Source organism: Veillonella tobetsuensis (assembly GCF_001078375.1).
GTDB classification, from domain to species: domain Bacteria; phylum Bacillota; class Negativicutes; order Veillonellales; family Veillonellaceae; genus Veillonella; species Veillonella tobetsuensis.
In genome coordinates, this window is record NZ_BBXI01000021.1 from 152,372 (window position 1) to 171,422 (window position 19,051).

General features: G+C 41.5%; 13 protein-coding genes and 1 riboswitch. Of the genes, 2 read left to right on the forward strand and 11 right to left on the reverse strand.

Going from position 1 to position 19,051, the window contains the following annotated elements:
• Nucleotides 1-244: 244 nt before the first annotated feature.
• The 4 genes from VEI_RS08705 to VEI_RS08720 form a co-directional block, all read right to left on the reverse strand.
• Nucleotides 245-1,135: a DUF3829 domain-containing protein gene (locus VEI_RS08705; protein WP_059364346.1), complete on the reverse strand. Its 891-nt coding sequence runs from the start codon at nucleotides 1,133-1,135 to the stop codon at nucleotides 245-247.
• A 232-nt stretch (nucleotides 1,136-1,367) separates the two neighbouring features.
• Complete coding sequence (gene meaB, locus VEI_RS08710) at nucleotides 1,368-2,621, reverse strand: methylmalonyl Co-A mutase-associated GTPase MeaB (protein ID WP_059364349.1); 1,254 nt, start codon at nucleotides 2,619-2,621, stop codon at nucleotides 1,368-1,370.
• Entirely contained in the window at nucleotides 2,614-4,803 is a 2,190-nt protein-coding gene (gene scpA / locus VEI_RS08715; RefSeq protein ID WP_059364350.1) for a methylmalonyl-CoA mutase, read from the reverse strand. The genes meaB and scpA overlap by 8 nt, the downstream gene beginning before the upstream one ends.
• Nucleotides 4,804-4,807: 4 nt before the next feature.
• A complete protein-coding gene (locus VEI_RS08720; protein WP_059364352.1) occupies nucleotides 4,808-6,970 on the reverse strand; it encodes a methylmalonyl-CoA mutase family protein in 2,163 nt (720 codons plus the stop codon).
• Nucleotides 6,971-7,252: 282 nt separating this feature from the next.
• Nucleotides 7,253-7,428, reverse strand: a riboswitch (cobalamin riboswitch).
• Nucleotides 7,429-7,702: 274 nt separating this feature from the next.
• Here VEI_RS08720 and VEI_RS08725 point away from each other — a divergent pair.
• Together VEI_RS08725 and VEI_RS08730 are read left to right on the forward strand one after the other, a co-directional pair.
• Complete coding sequence (locus tag VEI_RS08725) at nucleotides 7,703-7,879, forward strand: type II toxin-antitoxin system HicA family toxin (protein ID WP_059364354.1); 177 nt, start codon at nucleotides 7,703-7,705, stop codon at nucleotides 7,877-7,879.
• 9 nt (nucleotides 7,880-7,888) lie between these two features.
• Entirely contained in the window at nucleotides 7,889-8,266 is a 378-nt protein-coding gene (locus VEI_RS08730; RefSeq protein WP_059364356.1) for a type II toxin-antitoxin system HicB family antitoxin, read from the forward strand.
• A 105-nt stretch (nucleotides 8,267-8,371) separates the two neighbouring features.
• On the opposite strand, the gene VEI_RS08735 is transcribed toward VEI_RS08730, so the two are convergent.
• The 7 genes from VEI_RS08735 to VEI_RS08765 form a co-directional block, all read right to left on the reverse strand.
• The gene (locus tag VEI_RS08735; protein WP_059364357.1) at nucleotides 8,372-8,998 is read right to left on the reverse strand and encodes a tetratricopeptide repeat protein; all 627 of its coding nucleotides are present in this window, start codon (nucleotides 8,996-8,998) and stop codon (nucleotides 8,372-8,374) included.
• A gap of 191 nt (nucleotides 8,999-9,189) precedes the next feature.
• A complete protein-coding gene (locus VEI_RS08740) occupies nucleotides 9,190-12,012 on the reverse strand; it encodes an FAD-binding and (Fe-S)-binding domain-containing protein (protein ID WP_059364359.1) in 2,823 nt (940 codons plus the stop codon).
• 388 nt (nucleotides 12,013-12,400) lie between these two features.
• A complete protein-coding gene (locus VEI_RS08745) occupies nucleotides 12,401-13,201 on the reverse strand; it encodes a sulfite exporter TauE/SafE family protein (RefSeq protein WP_059364360.1) in 801 nt (266 codons plus the stop codon).
• A 10-nt stretch (nucleotides 13,202-13,211) separates the two neighbouring features.
• Nucleotides 13,212-14,486 carry a nickel-dependent lactate racemase gene (gene larA, locus VEI_RS08750; RefSeq protein ID WP_059364362.1) on the reverse strand — a complete coding sequence of 425 codons (1,275 nt, stop codon included), beginning with the start codon at nucleotides 14,484-14,486 and terminating at the stop codon, nucleotides 13,212-13,214.
• Nucleotides 14,487-14,793: 307 nt separating this feature from the next.
• Nucleotides 14,794-16,338 carry a ClC family H(+)/Cl(-) exchange transporter gene (locus tag VEI_RS08755; protein WP_059364363.1) on the reverse strand — a complete coding sequence of 515 codons (1,545 nt, stop codon included), beginning with the start codon at nucleotides 16,336-16,338 and terminating at the stop codon, nucleotides 14,794-14,796.
• Between the two features lie 186 nt (nucleotides 16,339-16,524).
• Nucleotides 16,525-17,676, reverse strand: coding sequence for a lactaldehyde reductase (gene fucO, locus VEI_RS08760; protein ID WP_059364365.1), 1,152 nt, complete (start codon nucleotides 17,674-17,676; stop codon nucleotides 16,525-16,527).
• Nucleotides 17,677-17,825: 149 nt separating this feature from the next.
• Nucleotides 17,826-18,974, reverse strand: a complete 1,149-nt coding sequence (locus tag VEI_RS08765; protein ID WP_059364367.1) for a glycoside hydrolase family 3 protein — start codon at nucleotides 18,972-18,974, stop codon at nucleotides 17,826-17,828.
• Between the last annotated feature and the right edge of the window lie 77 nt (nucleotides 18,975-19,051).

Below are 19,051 nucleotides of genomic sequence, written 5' to 3' on the forward strand. Positions count from 1 at the left end.
CATATGCGACTCTCCATAGATGGGTAAAAATATACTAGACGCTGTATATGAGAACACAAAACAGATCTAGTATGGGTAAAGACACAAAAAGGGCTACCTCAAATAATATTGCTATTTAAGGTAGCCCTTGAGGGTACATCCGTTATGTACCTTTGTATGAAATTTTTATATCTACAGTTTAGTACTTCCTATGAGACATGGACTTTCACAAGTAATGCGCACAATGTTCGTACATAGTTAGATATTATTTATCAAGTTTGTTCATATCCAAACGATTCATGCTGCCAATGAAGCTATTGTAGGATTCAATCATATCATTGTAATGATCATTTGTTTGATCACCTATGAATGTACGAATTCTACCAATAGCTGTATTTAATGAATTCTTAGCACTGTTATATTCCGGACTAGTAATACTATTAGATACATCCATGATGCCTTGTAACTCTTGGTTAGCTGCATTTACATCAATTTGCTTGCCTTCTTCAAAGCCATCCAATAAAGCAGTTAAACGTAAATGAACTTCTTGAGCTGCCGCTGCATTTTTCTTACCAGACTCTTTAAGTTCTTTTAAGTGCGCTTGTTGGTTTTCCGTATTATGTTTATGGATTACTGCATCTAATTGGTTATACGCTGCATAGAACTGATCATATAATTGAACGTATTTAGGTCCTAATTGTTGTTCTTTAGCATAATTATCTGCTTTATATGTATTAGTTTGGTAGTACGTATCCAATTCACTGGCTACTGGTACAATATCCTTTAATACAGCTAATACCTTATCAAGAGGTTCCTTCATATCATCATATGGCACGCCAGCATCTTTAGCGGCTTGTAATTTCTCTTGTAAAGAATCAAAATGTGGTGCCATAAAGCTTGTTAAATGTTGACCTTCTCTTAGTTTTTGAATGTCTGGGCCAATAGCATAGCCAAAGCGTACTGTATGACTATTAAAATCGCCAACGGCTTTAATGTAGTTGTTAAACACTTTAACGTCTTCTTGTGATCCCTTTTGAACACCTTGTTGTACGCTATTGGCAACCTTAGAGAAGCTGCAGCCAGTCAAGAACAATGGAGATGTGAGTGCGGTCACACACAATACTGCTGTTGTAATTTTCTTTACTACTGGATTCAAAATAAATCTCTCCTTTATTAAACTCCATAAAATACATCTATAATTAAATTATATCCTATGTATAACTTTTACGAAAGTAATACTTATGCATTTGATGAAAAAAAATAAAAAAGCATAGTATCTATAATGGTCTATCGATTAAGTGACCGATTTCAAAATAGATGCTATGCCTTTATATAAAGTTATGTATTGGTTTGATTGTTTAATCAAAGAGGTATCGTATTATAATCATTTATTTCAATGATCTATCAAATACGCCTATCAGTTCTTCAACGGCTTGAGATTCACTCATTTCGCCATCTAAAACTGCAGCTTCTACCTCGCCCATACGACCTTGAATGACTACATTGTTAAAGAATAGGTTGTGCAAGTGTTCGTCAATCATATCACGTACCCAACGAAGGGATTGTTCTTGACGGCGTTTTAAGAATACGCCATTTTCTTTGCCTTGTTCAGCAAATTCTTGGATAACATCCCACAATTCGTCGAGGCCGTCCTTTGTAACGGCTGAACAAGTATAGGCTTGGGTTTTCCATTTTTCCGTAGCTGGACGAATGTAATGTAACATTCGATCGTAATCGCTACGAGCAATGAGAGCTCGCTTGAGGTTATCCCCATCAGCCTTGTTGACCACAATAGCATCAGCCAATTCCATAACGCCTTTTTTGATGCCTTGCAATTCATCGCCTGCACCAGTTAAGACGATGAGCATAAAGAAGTCTACCATGGAGCGCACAGTAACTTCGCTTTGCCCAACACCAACGGTTTCAACGAGGATAATATCATATCCAGCAGCTTCGCAAAGTAGCATAGTCTCTCTACTTTTACGAGCTACACCGCCTAGTGTACCACCAGCTGGCGATGGACGGATATACGCTTCTGGATGTTTCGTCAACGTTTCCATCCGCGTTTTATCGCCCAAGATACTGCCTTTTGTAACTTGGCTTGTTGGGTCAACGGCAAGTACAGCAACCTTGTAACCGGCTTCAATGAGCATATTACCAAAGGCTTCAATAAATGTACTTTTACCGGCTCCAGGCACACCAGTAATACCGATGCGCAACGCCTTGCCCGTACGAGGCAATACGGCTTGCAATACTTGTTGAGCTAGTTTGAAATGGTCCTTATTATTACTTTCTACTAATGTGATAGCCCGTGAAAGTATAACGCGGTCCCCCTGCTCGATACCGCGTACATAATCAGCGACAGTTAACTTCTTTCGCCGCTGTACGGGACATACCGCTGGAGCCAGATGAGCTGAACTAGATAAGAGGCCGTCGTGCATTTCCTTAACGCCTTTCATCACATGACACGCAAAGGTGTCATCCTTCTTTGCATCTTCTGGCACCCAGTCGGGACGATACGTACTACCCTCAGTGCTTGCGTTTTTTACACCTAATTCAGGGGCCTTACCTTCACCAGTGGTGAAAGTTGCATCCTGTGTATTGCGCAATTCATCCGGAGTAGGCCGTTTATTATCAGTCATGAGACTCGTCTTGAACGTGACTAGTCAATGTTTCTAGTAATTTTTTCGCCGCTACTGGCAAAACTGTACCAGGGCCAAAGATAGCCACTGCGCCATGTTCGCGTAGGAACTCATAGTCCTGAGCAGGGATTACGCCGCCGATGGCAACCAAAATATCTCCACGACCTCGCTTGTTGAGTTCTTCCACAAGTTGAGGTAACAATGTTTTGTGACCTGCCGCAAGAGAACTAAATCCGACGATATGAACGTCATTATCCACCGCATCTTGTGCTGTTTCTTCTGGAGTTTGGAACAAAGGTCCGATATCCACGTCAAAGCCCATATCCGCGAAGGATGTAGCGATAACTTTGGCACCACGGTCATGACCGTCTTGGCCCATCTTAGCAATCATGATACGAGGGCGACGACCTTCGAGTTCTTCGAAATCATCCGCCATTTGACGTACTTCTTTGATAACATCGTCATCTTCATATTCACTGGAGTATACGCCAGAGATAGAGCGGATAACCGCTTTATGACGGCCACAAACCTTTTCAACAGCAAAGGAAATTTCGCCCAAGGATGCACGAGCACGAGCGGCTTCAAGTGCAAGGGCAAGCAAGTTGCCTTCACCAGATTCGGTAGCATTGGTAATCGCTTCGAGGCAGGATTGAACCTTGTCTTCATCACGGTTAGCACGCAATTGTTCGAGACGACGAATTTGCGCTTCCCGTACAGCCGTATTATCTACGTCGAGGATATCCAATGGATCTTCTTTATCTAGACGGTATTTGTTGATACCAACAATGGCTTCACGACCAGAGTCGATACGAGCTTGGCGACGAGCCGCCGCTTCTTCAATACGCATCTTAGGAAGACCTGTGTCAATCGCTTTCGCCATACCGCCAAGGGATTCGATTTCTTGAATATGGCCCCAAGCACGACGAATCAATTCATCAGTCAAGGCTTCTACATAGTAGGAACCGCCCCATGGGTCGATAACCTTACATACCTTAGTTTCGTCTTGGATGTAAAGTTGTGTATTACGCGCAATACGTGCAGAGAAGTCTGTAGGTAACGCGATGGCTTCGTCAAGCGCATTTGTATGTAGGGATTGCGTATGGCCCAATGCGGCGCCCATCGCTTCCATACATGTACGAGCTACGTTGTTGAATGGATCTTGTTCTGTTAAGGACCAACCAGATGTTTGGCTATGTGTACGAAGTGCCATGGATTTAGGATTTTCAGAGCCGAAGCTATTAATAATCTTAGCCCACAACATACGAGCCGCACGCATTTTTGCCACTTCCATGAAGTAGTTTTTACCGATTGCCCAGAAGAAGGACAAGCGTGGTGCGAATTTATCTACGTGAAGGCCTGCATTTACACCTGTGCGGATGTATTCAAGGCCATCGGCCAATGTGTAACCTAATTCGATATCCGCAGTAGCACCCGCTTCTTGCATATGGTAGCCAGAAATGGAGATACTGTTGAACTTAGGCATATATTGGGATGTGTACGCAAAGATATCACCGATGATACGCATGGACGTAGCTGGTGGATAAATGTAAGTATTACGTACCATGAATTCTTTCAAGATATCGTTTTGAATTGTACCGGCCATAACCTTTTTATCAACGCCTTGTTCTTCACCTGCTAGGATGTAGAACGCCATTACTGGCAATACAGCGCCGTTCATAGTCATGGATACGGACATTTGGTCAAGAGGGATACCGGAGAATAGAATTTCCATATCGAGGATAGAGTCTACCGCAACACCCGCTTTACCAACGTCACCTACTACGCGAGGATGATCGGAGTCATAACCGCGGTGAGTAGCAAGGTCAAAGGCGATAGACAACCCTTTTTGGCCCGCTGCCAAGTTACGACGATAGAACGCATTGGATTCTTCTGCTGTGGAGAAACCAGCGTACTGACGAACTGTCCAAGGACGAGTTACGTACATTGTAGGATAAGGTCCACGCAAGAATGGAGGTACACCAGCCATATAATCAAGGTGTGTCATCCCTTCATAATCCATCTCTGTATAGAGAGGTTTTAATTGGATTTGCTCCATTGTCGTGTTATATAAGTCTTCAAAGCTTTTTCCTGTTTCTTTTTGAAGTTCAGCAAGCCATGCATCGCGCGATGTGGCAGACTGAGATCCCAAGCCAAGAGAGGAGAAGTCTGGATTTTTAAACATGAGCTCACATCCCTTTCTTATCTTGTAACGTATTTAAAATAGCGTAGCAGTTTGCACGAACAGAGATGAAATCATCTACACCTGCTTCACGATATACAGGCTCTAGGTCCTTAGAAGGTGCCCCTGCCAAAATAACCGTTACATTCGGCATAGTTTCTTTCAATTCTTTCGCAAGTGGTGGAACCAATTCAGGATACGTATCATCTGTAGAACAGATAACTACCACATCGGCGCCACTTTCACGAGCCGCTTTTGCCGCATCAGCCGTTGTTTCATGACCATCATTTTTAATTACTTCGAATGCCGCTACTTCAAAGAAGCCTGTGGAGAAGTCCGCACGAGGTTTATGTTGAGGAATAGGGCCCATATTAGCCAAGAATACCTTCACATTGTCTTTCGTACGTTGTTTATACGCTTCAGTACGCATACGAAGTGCTTCAAATTGTTCAGTCCAGCGATGTGCAGTAATTGGTTCGATAGTTTCAGAGGAAATATCGCCCGCCTCTAAAGCACTGCGAATTTGGCGAATTGTCATTTTGTGTAATGCACCCAATTCGATAAGGCCAATCAACGCACCTGGTTCTGTTGTGCTTGCTTCTAACGTAGCTTGTGCTTTTACAAGAGCATCTTGATCTGCACCAGCCAAGTATTCTTCAAGATGAGCTACACGTTTTTGACGTAATGTTTCTTGATTTTCAGGTTTTGGATCCAACAATTCTTCCGTCATATTAGCGTACATGTTGTTACCAACTGCCACATCTTTACGGAACGCAAGATTTTTAAATCGTTCGTTAAGAATCGACTTAACTTGCGCTTGTGGATAGCCTTCTTTCAATGCAGCAATGATGCCACCTTTGGATTCGATAGTTTGGAATTCAGCCCAAATTTTTTCGCATAATTCGGCTGCCAATGTTTCTACGTACCAAGAACCACCTACAGGGTCAACTGGTTGACGCAATTCGAATTCAGTTTGCAACATAACTTGAATGTTACGGGCAATACGACGAGAGAATTCATCGGATTTGCGAATTGGTTGATCAAATGGAGAAACTTCAAGGCTATTGAGACCACCTACAACACCAGAGAATGCTTGTGTTGTGTTACGCAACAAGTTTACATATGGGTCGTATACGGTTTTTGTGAAAGCAGATGTTCTGCCGTGTACATGAACTGCACGATCTTGTTCTTCCGCACCAAATTCTTCCATGATGCGAGCCCAAAGTACGCGCAACGCACGTAATTTAGCGATTTCCATGAAGAAGTTAGCACCCATGGAGAATGTGAACATCATGCTCTTAGCAATGGTTTTCATATCGATGTTGCGTTGTGCCAATTGACGTACATAACAAACGGCTGTTGCCAATGTATAAGCAACCTCTTGTACATCGTTAGCGCCGCCGTTAGCGTACACATCGCCAGATACGAGTACTGTTCTAAGTTCTGGAGCTTGTTCTTTAGCCCACACAACAGTATGCGCCATTTCATCAAACGCTGTGTCCAAAGACATATGCAATGCACCGTCTTTTGCCCACACGCCGATAGGATCTGCACCAACGAGACCTTTCAAATCGGATGTTTGCTTTTTAGAAGCTTTTACAGTTGCTGACAACATACCGAGCAAAATGGCTGCAGATGCACCAGTTTCAATATATAAAGGATTTTCCTTAAAATTGAATCGTTCAATTAATTGGCTGCAATCATCCATTGTGGACAAGGAAGTACCGCCCACACCAACGGATGCGCCTACTTGTACGTCTTGGTCATGGCGTGTAGCCTCATCAAGACGAATATTGTGGATGGTGCCACCTTTTACAATTTCGTATAAACTTGCATGGTTAGCATCCTTAGGCAAGGAATCATCAACATATTGGGATACGCCCCAAGATTCTTTAATATAGCCACTGGCTATTGTGCCACGTAGGAACTGTCCAGCTCCAGGGTAAACACCTTTTGGAATATTCTCCGCATGCAATGCAGGTGTATAAATTGGTTGTAGCGTAATACCTTCATAAGTTGGAGTGAACATCTTTTTATGGAAGTCGCCACCTTTTAACGCCTTTTCAACTTCAGCCTGCCATCGTTCATACGTAGGTTTCTCAAATTCATCAAAGGATACAGGCGCCAGTAAATCGCGTTCAGCGTCCTTTGAAGTCTTTTTGTCAGACATATATGTGCCTCCTTTTCAACTTGAAACCATACAGGGGAACAGCGCACCGTACCAGTGAGTTGCTTCGTATATGAGTTCCATAGGTGCCAAATATATGTCCATCATGATGATGAATCTCCAGTCAAACTATTAAGCCTATGCCATATATGAACGACCCTCTAGCGTGGCAATAAAAAAAACGTGCCACCCGAGAGTGACACGTTAGGTTACATATTGAATGGTACACTAAAACTATTGTAAAAAGCATACCTCAATCCCCTTCCTATCGCTCGTAGGTACATAACGGTGATTATCAAATAGGCAGTTCTCCTGGCTCGGGGTCATCACCTCGCTTTCGCCTTCCCAGATTTCTCCAGTGACATGTATGAAAGCAGGCTCGTCCTTACAGTGGCGGGACCGCATCGGCTTGTACCGATTTCTCTATTAAGTCTTGCGACACCTATTCTCTGTATTCGTTGTTCTAAGTCCAATATAGTGTAAAAATATGCACAAAGTCAATGAATATAACAGTAAATCATATGTACCAAAATATAAGTTATAACTCAAAGTCATATATAATAACCAAAACGCATGCATCATTAAAAAGCAAAAAAGTCAAGTAACTAATAGGAACCTAGGTGAGCAATGGTCACCACTATACAGCTAAAAACGGTGCTAGACTACAGATGAGATAAGTAATACTCCTGTCAATTGTTTTATACGTATATACGTGTTACTATAAAAGGAGAGCCTATGAAGGACAAAGATTTACTGAAATTACTGTTAAAAAATGGTTGGAAGGATGTACGCCAACGAGGAAGTCATCATCGTTTAAAAAAAGATGACCAAGTCGAAGTGATTGCCGTACATGGCAAAGATGTACCTATAGGTTTATTAAATGCCATTTTGAAGAGAACAGGACTAAAATAAGGAGGAACTATGAAATTTATATACCCTGCCATAATCCATGACGACGCTGATGGTTTCTGGACTGAATTTCCAGACTTAGAATATACAAGTAGTACGGGCTCAACACTAACAGAATTAGTAACCAATGCACAAGAAGCGATGGAGCTATATATTTTAGGCGCGCTAGAGGATGGACAAAGCTTACCTACTCCAACCTCTATTCGCGACTTACCATGCACAGATACCACATACCCTACATTAGTTCAAACAGATATAGATTTAGCTAAAAACAGTAAATCCGTAAAGAAAACCTTAACCATTCCTGCATGGCTTAACGATAGAGCGCTAGCGAAAGGTATCAATTTCTCGCAAATTCTACAAGAAGCATTAGTAGAGAAAACAATGTAAATTCATATCATTAATTGCTCAGCAAAATTAGGACTACATTTGTTTACTATCCATTATGACAATCCCATTACTATCAATAATCTAGTCTTTTCGAGTTTTATAAGGCTATAATCCAACTAATGTTTTAAATCGCGTATTATTATGAAAGCGCTCGAAATGGTCTTGTTCTGCTGCCACAGCTTTTACAGATGGATCAATTTTAATCGCCTTTTCAAGCCAATCAAGGGCCTTAGTATCATCCCCTTGGTCTGCATAAATGGTAGCAATACCATAGACGGACCAAGTATTACTAGGGTCCTTTTCTAATACCTTTTCAAACCACTGTTTAGAATCGTTTAATTGGCCTTGTAACTTGTACACCATAGCCATGTTGTAGTAATTAGCCACATTATTAGGATCTAAATCATAAGATTTTTTAGTATCTACTAAGCCTTTAGCTGTATCGCCATGTAAAGCCGTTGCGAAACCTCGCACAGAATAAGCTTCGGAATTATTAGGGTTATCTTTAATCGAGGCTGTGGCCTCCTCGATGGTTTTAGTGTAATCCCCAGCAGATAAAGCCTGTTTAGCGGTAACTAAATGATTATCTAGATTAGTCACTTTACTACTGTCTTTAGAGGGTGTACTTGAACTCGTAGTATTGCTTTCTATATTACTATTATTTGTATTCTGATTTAATCCACAACCACTAATAAATATAAGTAGTACAAATATAGATAAAATGCTTCTCATATCATATATTCCATTCTTAAATAATCTCCAAGATGTATAGCATAATAATATAAGAAAAAGGACGAGCTGCCACTCGTCCTTTTTTTGTTATATTGTAGGTAATTTCATACACTCTACTACCTACGTATAGTATATCATACTTAATAGAAAAACAAACCCCTAATAGATAATACTAGAATCTTATTCAAGTATTATTTCTTAGCCTTAGAGCAACGGTCCAATAGGAATGCAACGCCTACGAATGGGATGCCACCGCTTTCACCAAGACCAATTTCACATGTGGAACTGGAGCTTACGCCTAGTGTAGCACCGTATTCAGCAATTTCACCAGCAAGGTCTTTTGTAGCAGATTTGTTAAGTTCTGGTGTAAAGAAGCCTTTTTGACCAGCGAAACCATCGCATGCGAAGGATTTGATGTTAAATACATGGTCTGTGCATAGACGAGCCAAGTCTTCAATGTATTGAGATTTGCCTAAAGATTTAATCTTACATTGTTTATGTACGATTACGCGTTCATCGCATTTTTCAATGTCGAGATGCGGTACAACATATTTGCACAAGAATTCAGAAATATCGTTGATTTCTAAGTCTGGCATATGTTTGAAAGCGTGATTGAAGCATGCACTATGGTCGATTACGATTGGGTATTTACCATTTTGAGATGCTTTCATCAATGCATCATGCAAGTCTTTGACAGCCCGTTCATGAACGTCGTCATAGTTTTCAAAGCTCAAGCCACAGCAAAGATTTTCAATATGTTGAGGGTAAATAATATCGATATGAGCCTTGTTGCAGAGACTTTCTACAACTTGTTGCAAGCTACGGTCATCGTCATAACCTTGGTTAGGCTTGAATGCGCGGTTCGCACAAGTACTGAAATATACAACCTTTTCAAAGTTAGTAGGTTTGATGCGGTTTCTCAATTTATAACGATTAGCTTTAGGTGTTGTTTTAGGAACATATGGTGTAATACCCGTTACGCCATGCAAGCCTTCTGTAATTTTAGAGATTGCTTTTTGCGTAATGATAGAACCTGCAATGCCTTCGAGGCTCACACCGGCACGACACATTTCAATAGTTGTAGAGAAATTGTTGTAGATTTTTTTAGCCAATTCTGGTGCAGGAGGATCGATGCGACGCATGGACAATGCGATTTGTGCAGTATCAATGCTAAGAGGGCAAAGGCCTTTACACATGGAGCATGCTGCACAAGTTTCAATACCATAGTATTCATAGCCTTTTCTAAGCTCAGCGGCAAGCGCATAATTACCTTCATCTTCAAGGCGTTTTGTTTCGCGTAACAACGCAATACGTTGACGTGGAGTCAATGTTAAATTACGGCTTGGACAATGTTTTTCACAGAAACCACATTCCATACAGATTGTGAAAGCATCGTCGATAGCGCATTGTGCTTTAAGATTTTTCTTGTACACATCTGGATCATCAGTGATGATAACATCAGGGTTCAAGATGCGTTCAGGGTCAAAGATAGCTTTGATGCGACGGTTAATTTCATACGCTTTTTTACCCCATTCCATTTCGATGAAAGGTGCTACCATGCGACCTGTACCATGTTCAGCTTTCAAAGAACCGCCAAAGCCAGATACACGTTCGGACATTTCTTTTACTAAATCGCCGAAGTTCTTAGTATCTTTAGGGTCGCTGAAGTCAGGAGTGATGTTAAAGTGAACGTTACCGGACAAGGCATGACCGAAGATTACGCCACCGTCTACGAAATCGTATTTGTAGAATAATTCAGTAAGCATTTCTATGCCTTTAGTGAAGTCTTCAATTTGGAAGCAAACATCCTCTGTAATAACAGTGGTGCCTTTTCTACGTTGACCACCAACAATTGGCAAGATACCTTTACGAATAGCCCACCAGGAATCGTATTCTTTAGGATCTTGAGAATAAAGACTTGGAATAGCTGTTGGAATGTCTTTCAATTGTTCTTTAATGAAAGCCAAGTTTTCATCTACTGTTTCTTTGGAATAGCTTTCAGTTTGGAACAAGATAGCACTCGTACCTTCAGGCACTTCACGAACAAAGTCAGGTACATTTTCAAGACGTTGAACAGCGCGCAAGGATTGATAGTCCATCATTTCCGCAGCCACAACCTTTTCACGCCCCATATTAGCCAATGCTACAACCGCAAGAGATGCATCGTTCAATGTGCTGAAGAACATAAGACCACAACCTTTATGAGGTACGTCTTCAACAGTGTTGTACACGATTTCAGATACGAAGCCCAATGTGCCTTCAGAGCCGATGAACAAGTGATTGATGATATCTATAATATCTTCAAAGTCTACAAGGGAGTTTAAACCGTAGCCTGTAGTGTTTTTAATTTTGTATTTGTGATGAATCAAATGAGTCAATTCTTCATCGGCTAAGATTTCTTTGCGCAATTGCAAGATATCTTCTACCATTTGAGGTTTCTCTTTGAGGAATTGGTCGATGCTCTTTTGATCGGATGTATCAAGAATAGAGCCATCTAATAAAACAACGCGAATGGAGCGAATTGTTTTATAAGAGTTTTGCGCCGTACCACAGCACATACCGGAGGAGTTATTATTTAAAATACCGCCTACTAATGCTGTTGCAAGCGTTGCAGGATCTGGACCAATTTTACGATTGTACGGTTTCAATAAATCGTTCGCGTCGGAACCAATAACACCGCACTCACATTTTAAGGCTTTGCCATCGTCGATAACTTCCATTTTCTTGAAGCCATCATTACATACGATGAGCACGTCTTCACTGGAGCACTGACCAGACAAAGAAGAACCAGCCGCACGGAATGTAAATGGTGTGCCGCATTGTTGACATAAACGAATAAGGCGTCTTACCTCTTGTTCATCCTCTGCCTTTACAACCACCTTTGGTAAATAACTATAACAGGATGCATCTACACCATATGCATAACGACGTAAATAATCCGTATACACACGATCTTTGCAAATCATTTTTGCCTCTTTAGCAAAGCGTTCGTAATCTCTAATAAGCGTACTCACTTGAATTTCCTCCAATCCTATCTTAAGGGTAAAATCTTGTATATTTAGTATACGCCCTTCTCATTTCAACCGCTACAATTATGCATAAGTTATATATGAAATATAAATTCTATAGTTCCATCATATAAATCTATACCTAGTTGAAATCCACTTTCAGTTTCTTGGTTCTTCATTTGTACTTTAACTAAAAAGTATCAATAAAAATATATCTATATCATTCTTTTCAGCTACATATACCTCTCTCAAAAATCTAGAGATTCTTAAGAGAATACGCCTATTTTTATAAGATAGTAACAAGGAAGCATATTTTTATATTTATACATTTTTAAATGGTATTCTGCATAAATTATATTAAAAATTATCAATATAATTTATATATGCATTTTAGTTATAGCAAAATAATTCCAGAAACAATAATGAGCCGCACAGCCAAGCCAAAGATACCGATACTCATAAGAGCCAAGATGGCCTTTGCCTTGAGGCGTTTTGAAATTTGAGCGCCTGCTTGAGCACCAAACACGGCACCAATACTAGCAGGAATGGCGATGCTAAACACAATATGGTTCTCTAAGAGATGGGTAATAACGCCTACTGCGGTGGATACCGCCAAGATGGCATGGCTCGTAGCCGTCGCCAAGTGAGTAGGAAATCCCATGATGTAGATGAGGGCCGGCACATGGATTAAACCACCACCAATACCTAAGATACTGGAAATGAACCCAACGATGATACTAATGCCGATACCTACAGGCTTATTATAGCTTACTTGGTCCATTGAAAGGGATTCTTCCTTGCGTTCCCCCTTCTTACCAAAGTTCTTAAAGCCAATCAAGAAGGATGCAAACAACAGGAAACAACCAAAGGCAAATTTGAATCCCGGTCCAGAAAACTCATCGGACATTTGAGCCCCTAAGATGGCCCCCGGAAAGGTTGCCACACTAAAAATGAGGGCCGCACTAATGTATACCTTTTTCTGTCTAAGATAGGCAATCGATCCCGAAATGGCATTACACATAACAGAAAATAGAGAGGTCCCTACAATCATAGATGGGCTCCACTCAGGGAACCAGTACATGAATAGCGGCACAAATATAATGCCACCGCCGGCACCAATAATAGTGCCAAGCATAGCCGTAAAAAATCCAACTACGATAAAAAATAGATAGAATAAAACTATATTATCAGTCATAAGAATACTCCTACTCTACAATCACTGTAGACCCATTAGGAATGATGGTAATCGATGCATCTTCTCCCATAATACCTCGTGCAATGCCCAATGCTTCCTCTAATGTGGATGCAGGAGTCATATGCATATCGCAGATGACTTGATGGTCACAATCTTCGGTAACAACGATAACCTTAAAATGATTCAAGATACGAGCTAAGATTTGAATTTTCCATTGGTATGGCTTAGTTTCATTACGCGGTACACCGTGGATATCGTTCAAAATTTGTTGAGGGCTTTCCATGTTTTTAATAGCTTCATACAAAGCCTCACCACCATGGCCTTCCTTGCAGGATGCAGCAATAATAATCACACCACCATCTTTACAAGATGCTTCGCCAGCAGTCATACCCTTAACAGATTGATATAGGTTTTGATCCGATGGGTATCCACCATTGCTAGTAATAACGATATCTGCAGGCATAGCTTTCACAGAAGACAAGGAGCGAATAAATTCATAGCCCGCCTTATGCGCATCTACACAATCGCCTGCTACAGCCTTGATAATTTCCTTTTTGCTGTCGATGACAACATTCAAAATAAATTGTAAATTCGCTGTTCGTGCAGCATACAACATATCCTTATGAATTGGATTTTCGTCGATTTTACCAGTCCGAGAATGCTCACTTTCAATAAACTCAGCACAATGATTTGCAAGCACTGTAACCTTGGATGCAACGCCCGGCAGCACGGATTTGCGACCGCCAGAGAATCCTGCGAAGAAATGAGGGTTAATTAGACCTTCGGAAATGAGTAATTCTGTTTCCACTGCTAAACGATTGATGACGCACTTGCCGCCAGACGGCAATGTACCAATTTCCACCATATTCGCTGCATCTTCAGAATCATGGTTAATGATGTTTTCAGTCTTAACAAGATCTTCGCCAAAACGATTTACCATCTCTTCGTGAGACATCGGTCTGTGAAAGCCTGTGGCAATTAAAATCGTAATATCAATCGTAGGGTTTACTGCACGAATGCGACGAAGCAAAATCGGCAACGTCACCTTACTAGGCATAGGACGCGTATGATCACTCGTAATGATAACCATATTGCGTTTTCCTGCTACCAACTCCTCTAAAGAAGGGCTATTAATAGGGTGATCAAGCGCATCCTCAACAAGCTCAGCGGGACTCTTCTCTGCCTTATACGCCGCCGCATTAGACACAAGAACCCCCTGCACAAACCGCTCATCAATAGACACATCTACACTTTTATAATCATATGGAAAAGAATACGTCTTCATATCGACACCTCCTGTTATATTTATAATAAGTATACCAAAAAAACTCAGAAGCAGCTAAATCGTATTCCCAATCTATAATTGAAGAAATAAAAAAGGTGAGCTGCCTCGAAAAAACGACTTCGGGTCCCTTCCTCTACTGTCTGTAATAATGCAGCAAAATCATATTTCTAATCTTAATAGTTCTAAATGACAAAGGACTGAGGTCCTACTAAAAAAACGACTTTGGCCCTGCGAAGGCCGTAGGCCGAAGTCAGACCCGGCCGGTGGAGGCTTTTTTAGTAGGACCTCAGTCCAAAACGATTTAAAGCTAATTAGATTGGAAATACGATTTTGCTGCTTTTAAACGTCCTCGTTCACAAGAGACTTGCAGTTCATCTTCCGATTCTAGTTTCACATCGCCAAGAGGCACGATGTATGTACCATTCCGGCGAATGCTAACGATGAGTGTTCCATCAGGCAAATTAAGGTCTTGTAATGGTGTATTAATATAAGAGGCCACCACAGGAACCTTAGTTTGGAAGAAGGTTTGCACATTTTCTAAGTTGCTTTGACCGCTCATAGCTTGTAATAAGGAATCGTAAATAGGTGGTTCTTTCAGCATTTCTGCCACCAAGTACGCCACGATAGTAACGATACCAATAGCATAGATATTGGAAAAGCTATCCGTCATTTCAAGAACGAGTAAAATCGCCAAAATTGGGGTGCGCATAGCGGCCGCTAGTATGCCACCCATGGCACAAAGAACAAATTGAGGTACAAAATCTGGAGCTATTAATCCCATGGATGAAAGCAGGCTTTCACAAAAAGCACCGGCTGATGCACCGATAACAAGCATCGGTAGAAAGATGCCGCCCTGTGCGCCGCTGCCATAACAAAAGGTAGTGAGCAAGATTTTACCCAGCACAATGCCACCGAGAAGCAATACACCATGAGATTGAAAGGCTAGCTGCCCTACTAAATCATTGCCACCGCCCAATAAAAGCTGGGAATCAAAGCCGATAACGGCCACAGTCACAAAAGTAATCACAAGTTTTAAGAAACGAGAGCATTTCATCCACTCGAAGAAACGCTTAAAGGCAAATATCATGCGGCAAAACAATACACCGCAGAGCCCCATTAAAATACCTACACCGAGCAGAACCGGAAAATAATCAAGCGGCATCCCTGAAGTTACGGAAAATCCGAGGGCCGGCGTAAGACCAAAGATAGTTACCGTAATGTAGTTCGATATGAGCGTAGCCACAAAGGTAGGAATGACGAGGTATGGATAAAAACTCTTATGCACCTCTTCAAAGACGAACATGGCGCCGGATACAGGTGCGCTAAAGGCAGCGGTCAGACCAGCTCCAGCTCCAGCGGAGGTAAGAATCCGCTGTTCACGCAATCCAGAGTTCATCCAATAGGATACGATTTTACCAGCAGAGCCCCCTATTTGTACGGCTGGCCCTTCACGCCCCACAGAAAATCCTGCAAAGCCTGTCAATACGCCACCTATCATCTTTGAAATAAGCGTGCGATATGGCTTCATATCAAATAAACCGAGCATTTCCCCTTCAATTTGAGGAATACCTGAACCGCCAGATAATGGTGCCCACGTCAACAATCGATCGATAATAAAAGCAAACACTACCATGGCAATGAGCCAGGCTATGGCCCATTCGATAGAAATATCGCCCATCAAATGCCACCTAACATGCTCGGACTCGAGAATTAAGTACCGATAAGCAGCTCCGAAAAAGCCTGCAATAATACCTACTAATGCCCCTTTGACGATGAGTTCAGATAGCAAAATACGATTCATCGACATATCTGCCAAGGTAGAGCTGTGTTTATTTAGTTTCCATAACCTCATAGATTCGCCTCCTTATACACTATGTCGAAAACAGAATAAATATAATCAGTATATTTATAACTAGTATACTTGCGTATCCCTACTTTTTCAAGAATACTCTTGTGGATAATTTCATAAAAACAGCATCTATATCGGCAAAACCGGCCGTATAGATGCTGCTATGTATTGTTATAAGATTATACTAACTTAGAAAATGGATTCGTAAATTCCTATGATTTCTTCTAAACTTGCATCTCGTGGATTACCTGGCGTACATGCGTCGTTAAAAGCAGATTCAGCGAGGAATGGAATGTCTTCCCGTTTCACGCCTGCTTCGCTGAGGGATTTAGGAATACCTACATCGTCAGCTAATTTTTGAATTACATCGATAGCTGCCTGGCGATAGGTTTCTTGATTCATCGCATCCACATCAGCAACGCCCATAACGCGAGCGATTTCACGATATTTTTCGCCTGTTTCAGGCGCATTGAATTTAAGAACTGCAGTGAGGAGCATTGCACAAGCTTTGCCATGAGGGATGTCATATACAGCACTCAATGGATGTGCCATGGAGTGAACAATACCGAGACCTACGTTAGAGAAGCCCATGCCGGCGATGTATTGGCCAACTGACATGGCTTCACGGCCTGCATAGTCACCTGCTACAGCGCTACGTAAAGAGCGACCGATGATTTCAATAGCTTTCAAATGAAGCATATCAGTGAGTTCCCACGCACCTTTTGTGATATAGCCTTCTACGGCATGCACGAGAGCATCCATACCTGTTGCTGCGCAAAGACCTGTCGGCATAGACGCGGACATGTCAGGATCTATGATAGCTACAATTGGAATATCATGAGGATCTACGCAAACGAATTTACGGTTTTTTTCAACGTCTGTAATAACGTAGTTAATAGTAACCTCTGCAGCTGTACCAGACGTAGTTGTTACAGCGATAATTGGCAAGCAAGGGTTCTTAGTAGGCGCTAAACCTTCAAGGCTACGTACATCGGCAAACTCAGGATTCGTAATAATCGTTGCAATCGCTTTACTTGTATCGATAGGGCTACCGCCACCAACAGCAACGATAACATCAGCACCAGCCGCTTTACATGCATCAACGCCAGCCGTTACATTTTCGATGGTAGGATTTGGTTTAATGCCGTCATAAATAGCATATTCAATACCTGCTTCATCGAGTAAGTCCGTAACCTTTGTAGCTACCTTAAACTCAAATAAATCAGGTGTAGATGTAACGAGAGCTTTTTTAAAATGGCGATTCTTAATTTCGTTCACAATTTCTTGAATCGCACCTTGCCCAAAATAAGACGTACCGTTCAACATAATTCTTCTAACCATATACATCACTCCTAACGCGTACTAACGCAAAAAATATACCGATAGAGAATAACTATATTTATTAATTCTCTATCGGTATCAAAAAATCCTGTATGGAGTTGATACTATATTGTTATGAATACACTATATACTATGGTTTACACTAGTATTTATATACCATAACTCAATTTCATAAGCAATATCCGTTTCACCGATGCATCAAGGCGTTCCTTGGAGATGGTTCCGTCTTTGACGGCTTTCATAAGCCCATTATAAGCGGCCTGCATATGTTCATACTCATGGCACACGAGCAGGATATCGCTGCCCGCTTGGATGGATTGCACCGCCATATCACCAAAGGTATAGTGTTTAGCGAGGGCCCCCATGTCCATATCGTCGGTAACAACAACGCCCTTATAGCCCATATCCTTACGAAGCCAGTCGGTGATGATCTTCTTAGAGAGACTAGACGGATAATCTGGATCAATTTGCAGATACATCGCATGAGATACCATAATCATATATGTGTTCGGTTTAGATTGCTGAATGAGATCTACGAATACCTTTGTATCCTCAGTGAGCAAGGTATCTTTAGATGCAGGTACAATGCTCGTGTCCGCATGCAAATCCACATCGGTTTTACCAATGCCTGGAAAATGCTTGTACGAATACCATAAACCAGATGCATCGTACGCATCGCCGATAGCATGAGCGAATTGTACAACTCGGTCAGGATCTGTGCTATAGGAGCGACCATAGGTCAATCCCAAGTCCGCATCAGGCGCAAAATTGATATTAAAACCAAGGTCTTTTAACTCAGTTCCCACTTGTTTTGCCAAATTAGCCGCATCACTGGCAGTACCTTGTCCTAACTCTTCTGCTGGCGGCACCTTTATCAACTGATCGTCCATGCGCGCCACAGCACCACCCTCTTGATCTATACCAATAAATAATGGCGTAAGACCAGCATTTCTACTTACCTTATTAATATCGGTGATGAGCGTTTTCACCTGCTCCTTACTTTCCATATTGCGGTCGAACAAAATAATACCGCCCACCCGATATTCGTTGAGCATAAACTTTGCATCATCATTTAGTGTCTTTCCATGAATACCAATCATTAACAATTGGCCTACCTTGTCCGCATCGGACATATTCGCCACTAATGTATCTACCTTTTCTTCTTGTGAAAGCTCGCTCTGTGCCACCGATTCATAAGTGACAGCCTCCACCTTGTGAGCAAACGGATTCGATAAAGCACAGCCTGCCGTTAGCGCTAGTGCACCAACCATAGTCGCTGCTAATATACGTCGTAACATCAGAACCTCCGAAATAACTTAACAAATAAACCTCATATATGCTATACTAAACTATATCGTAAAGTTTCGATGTAATT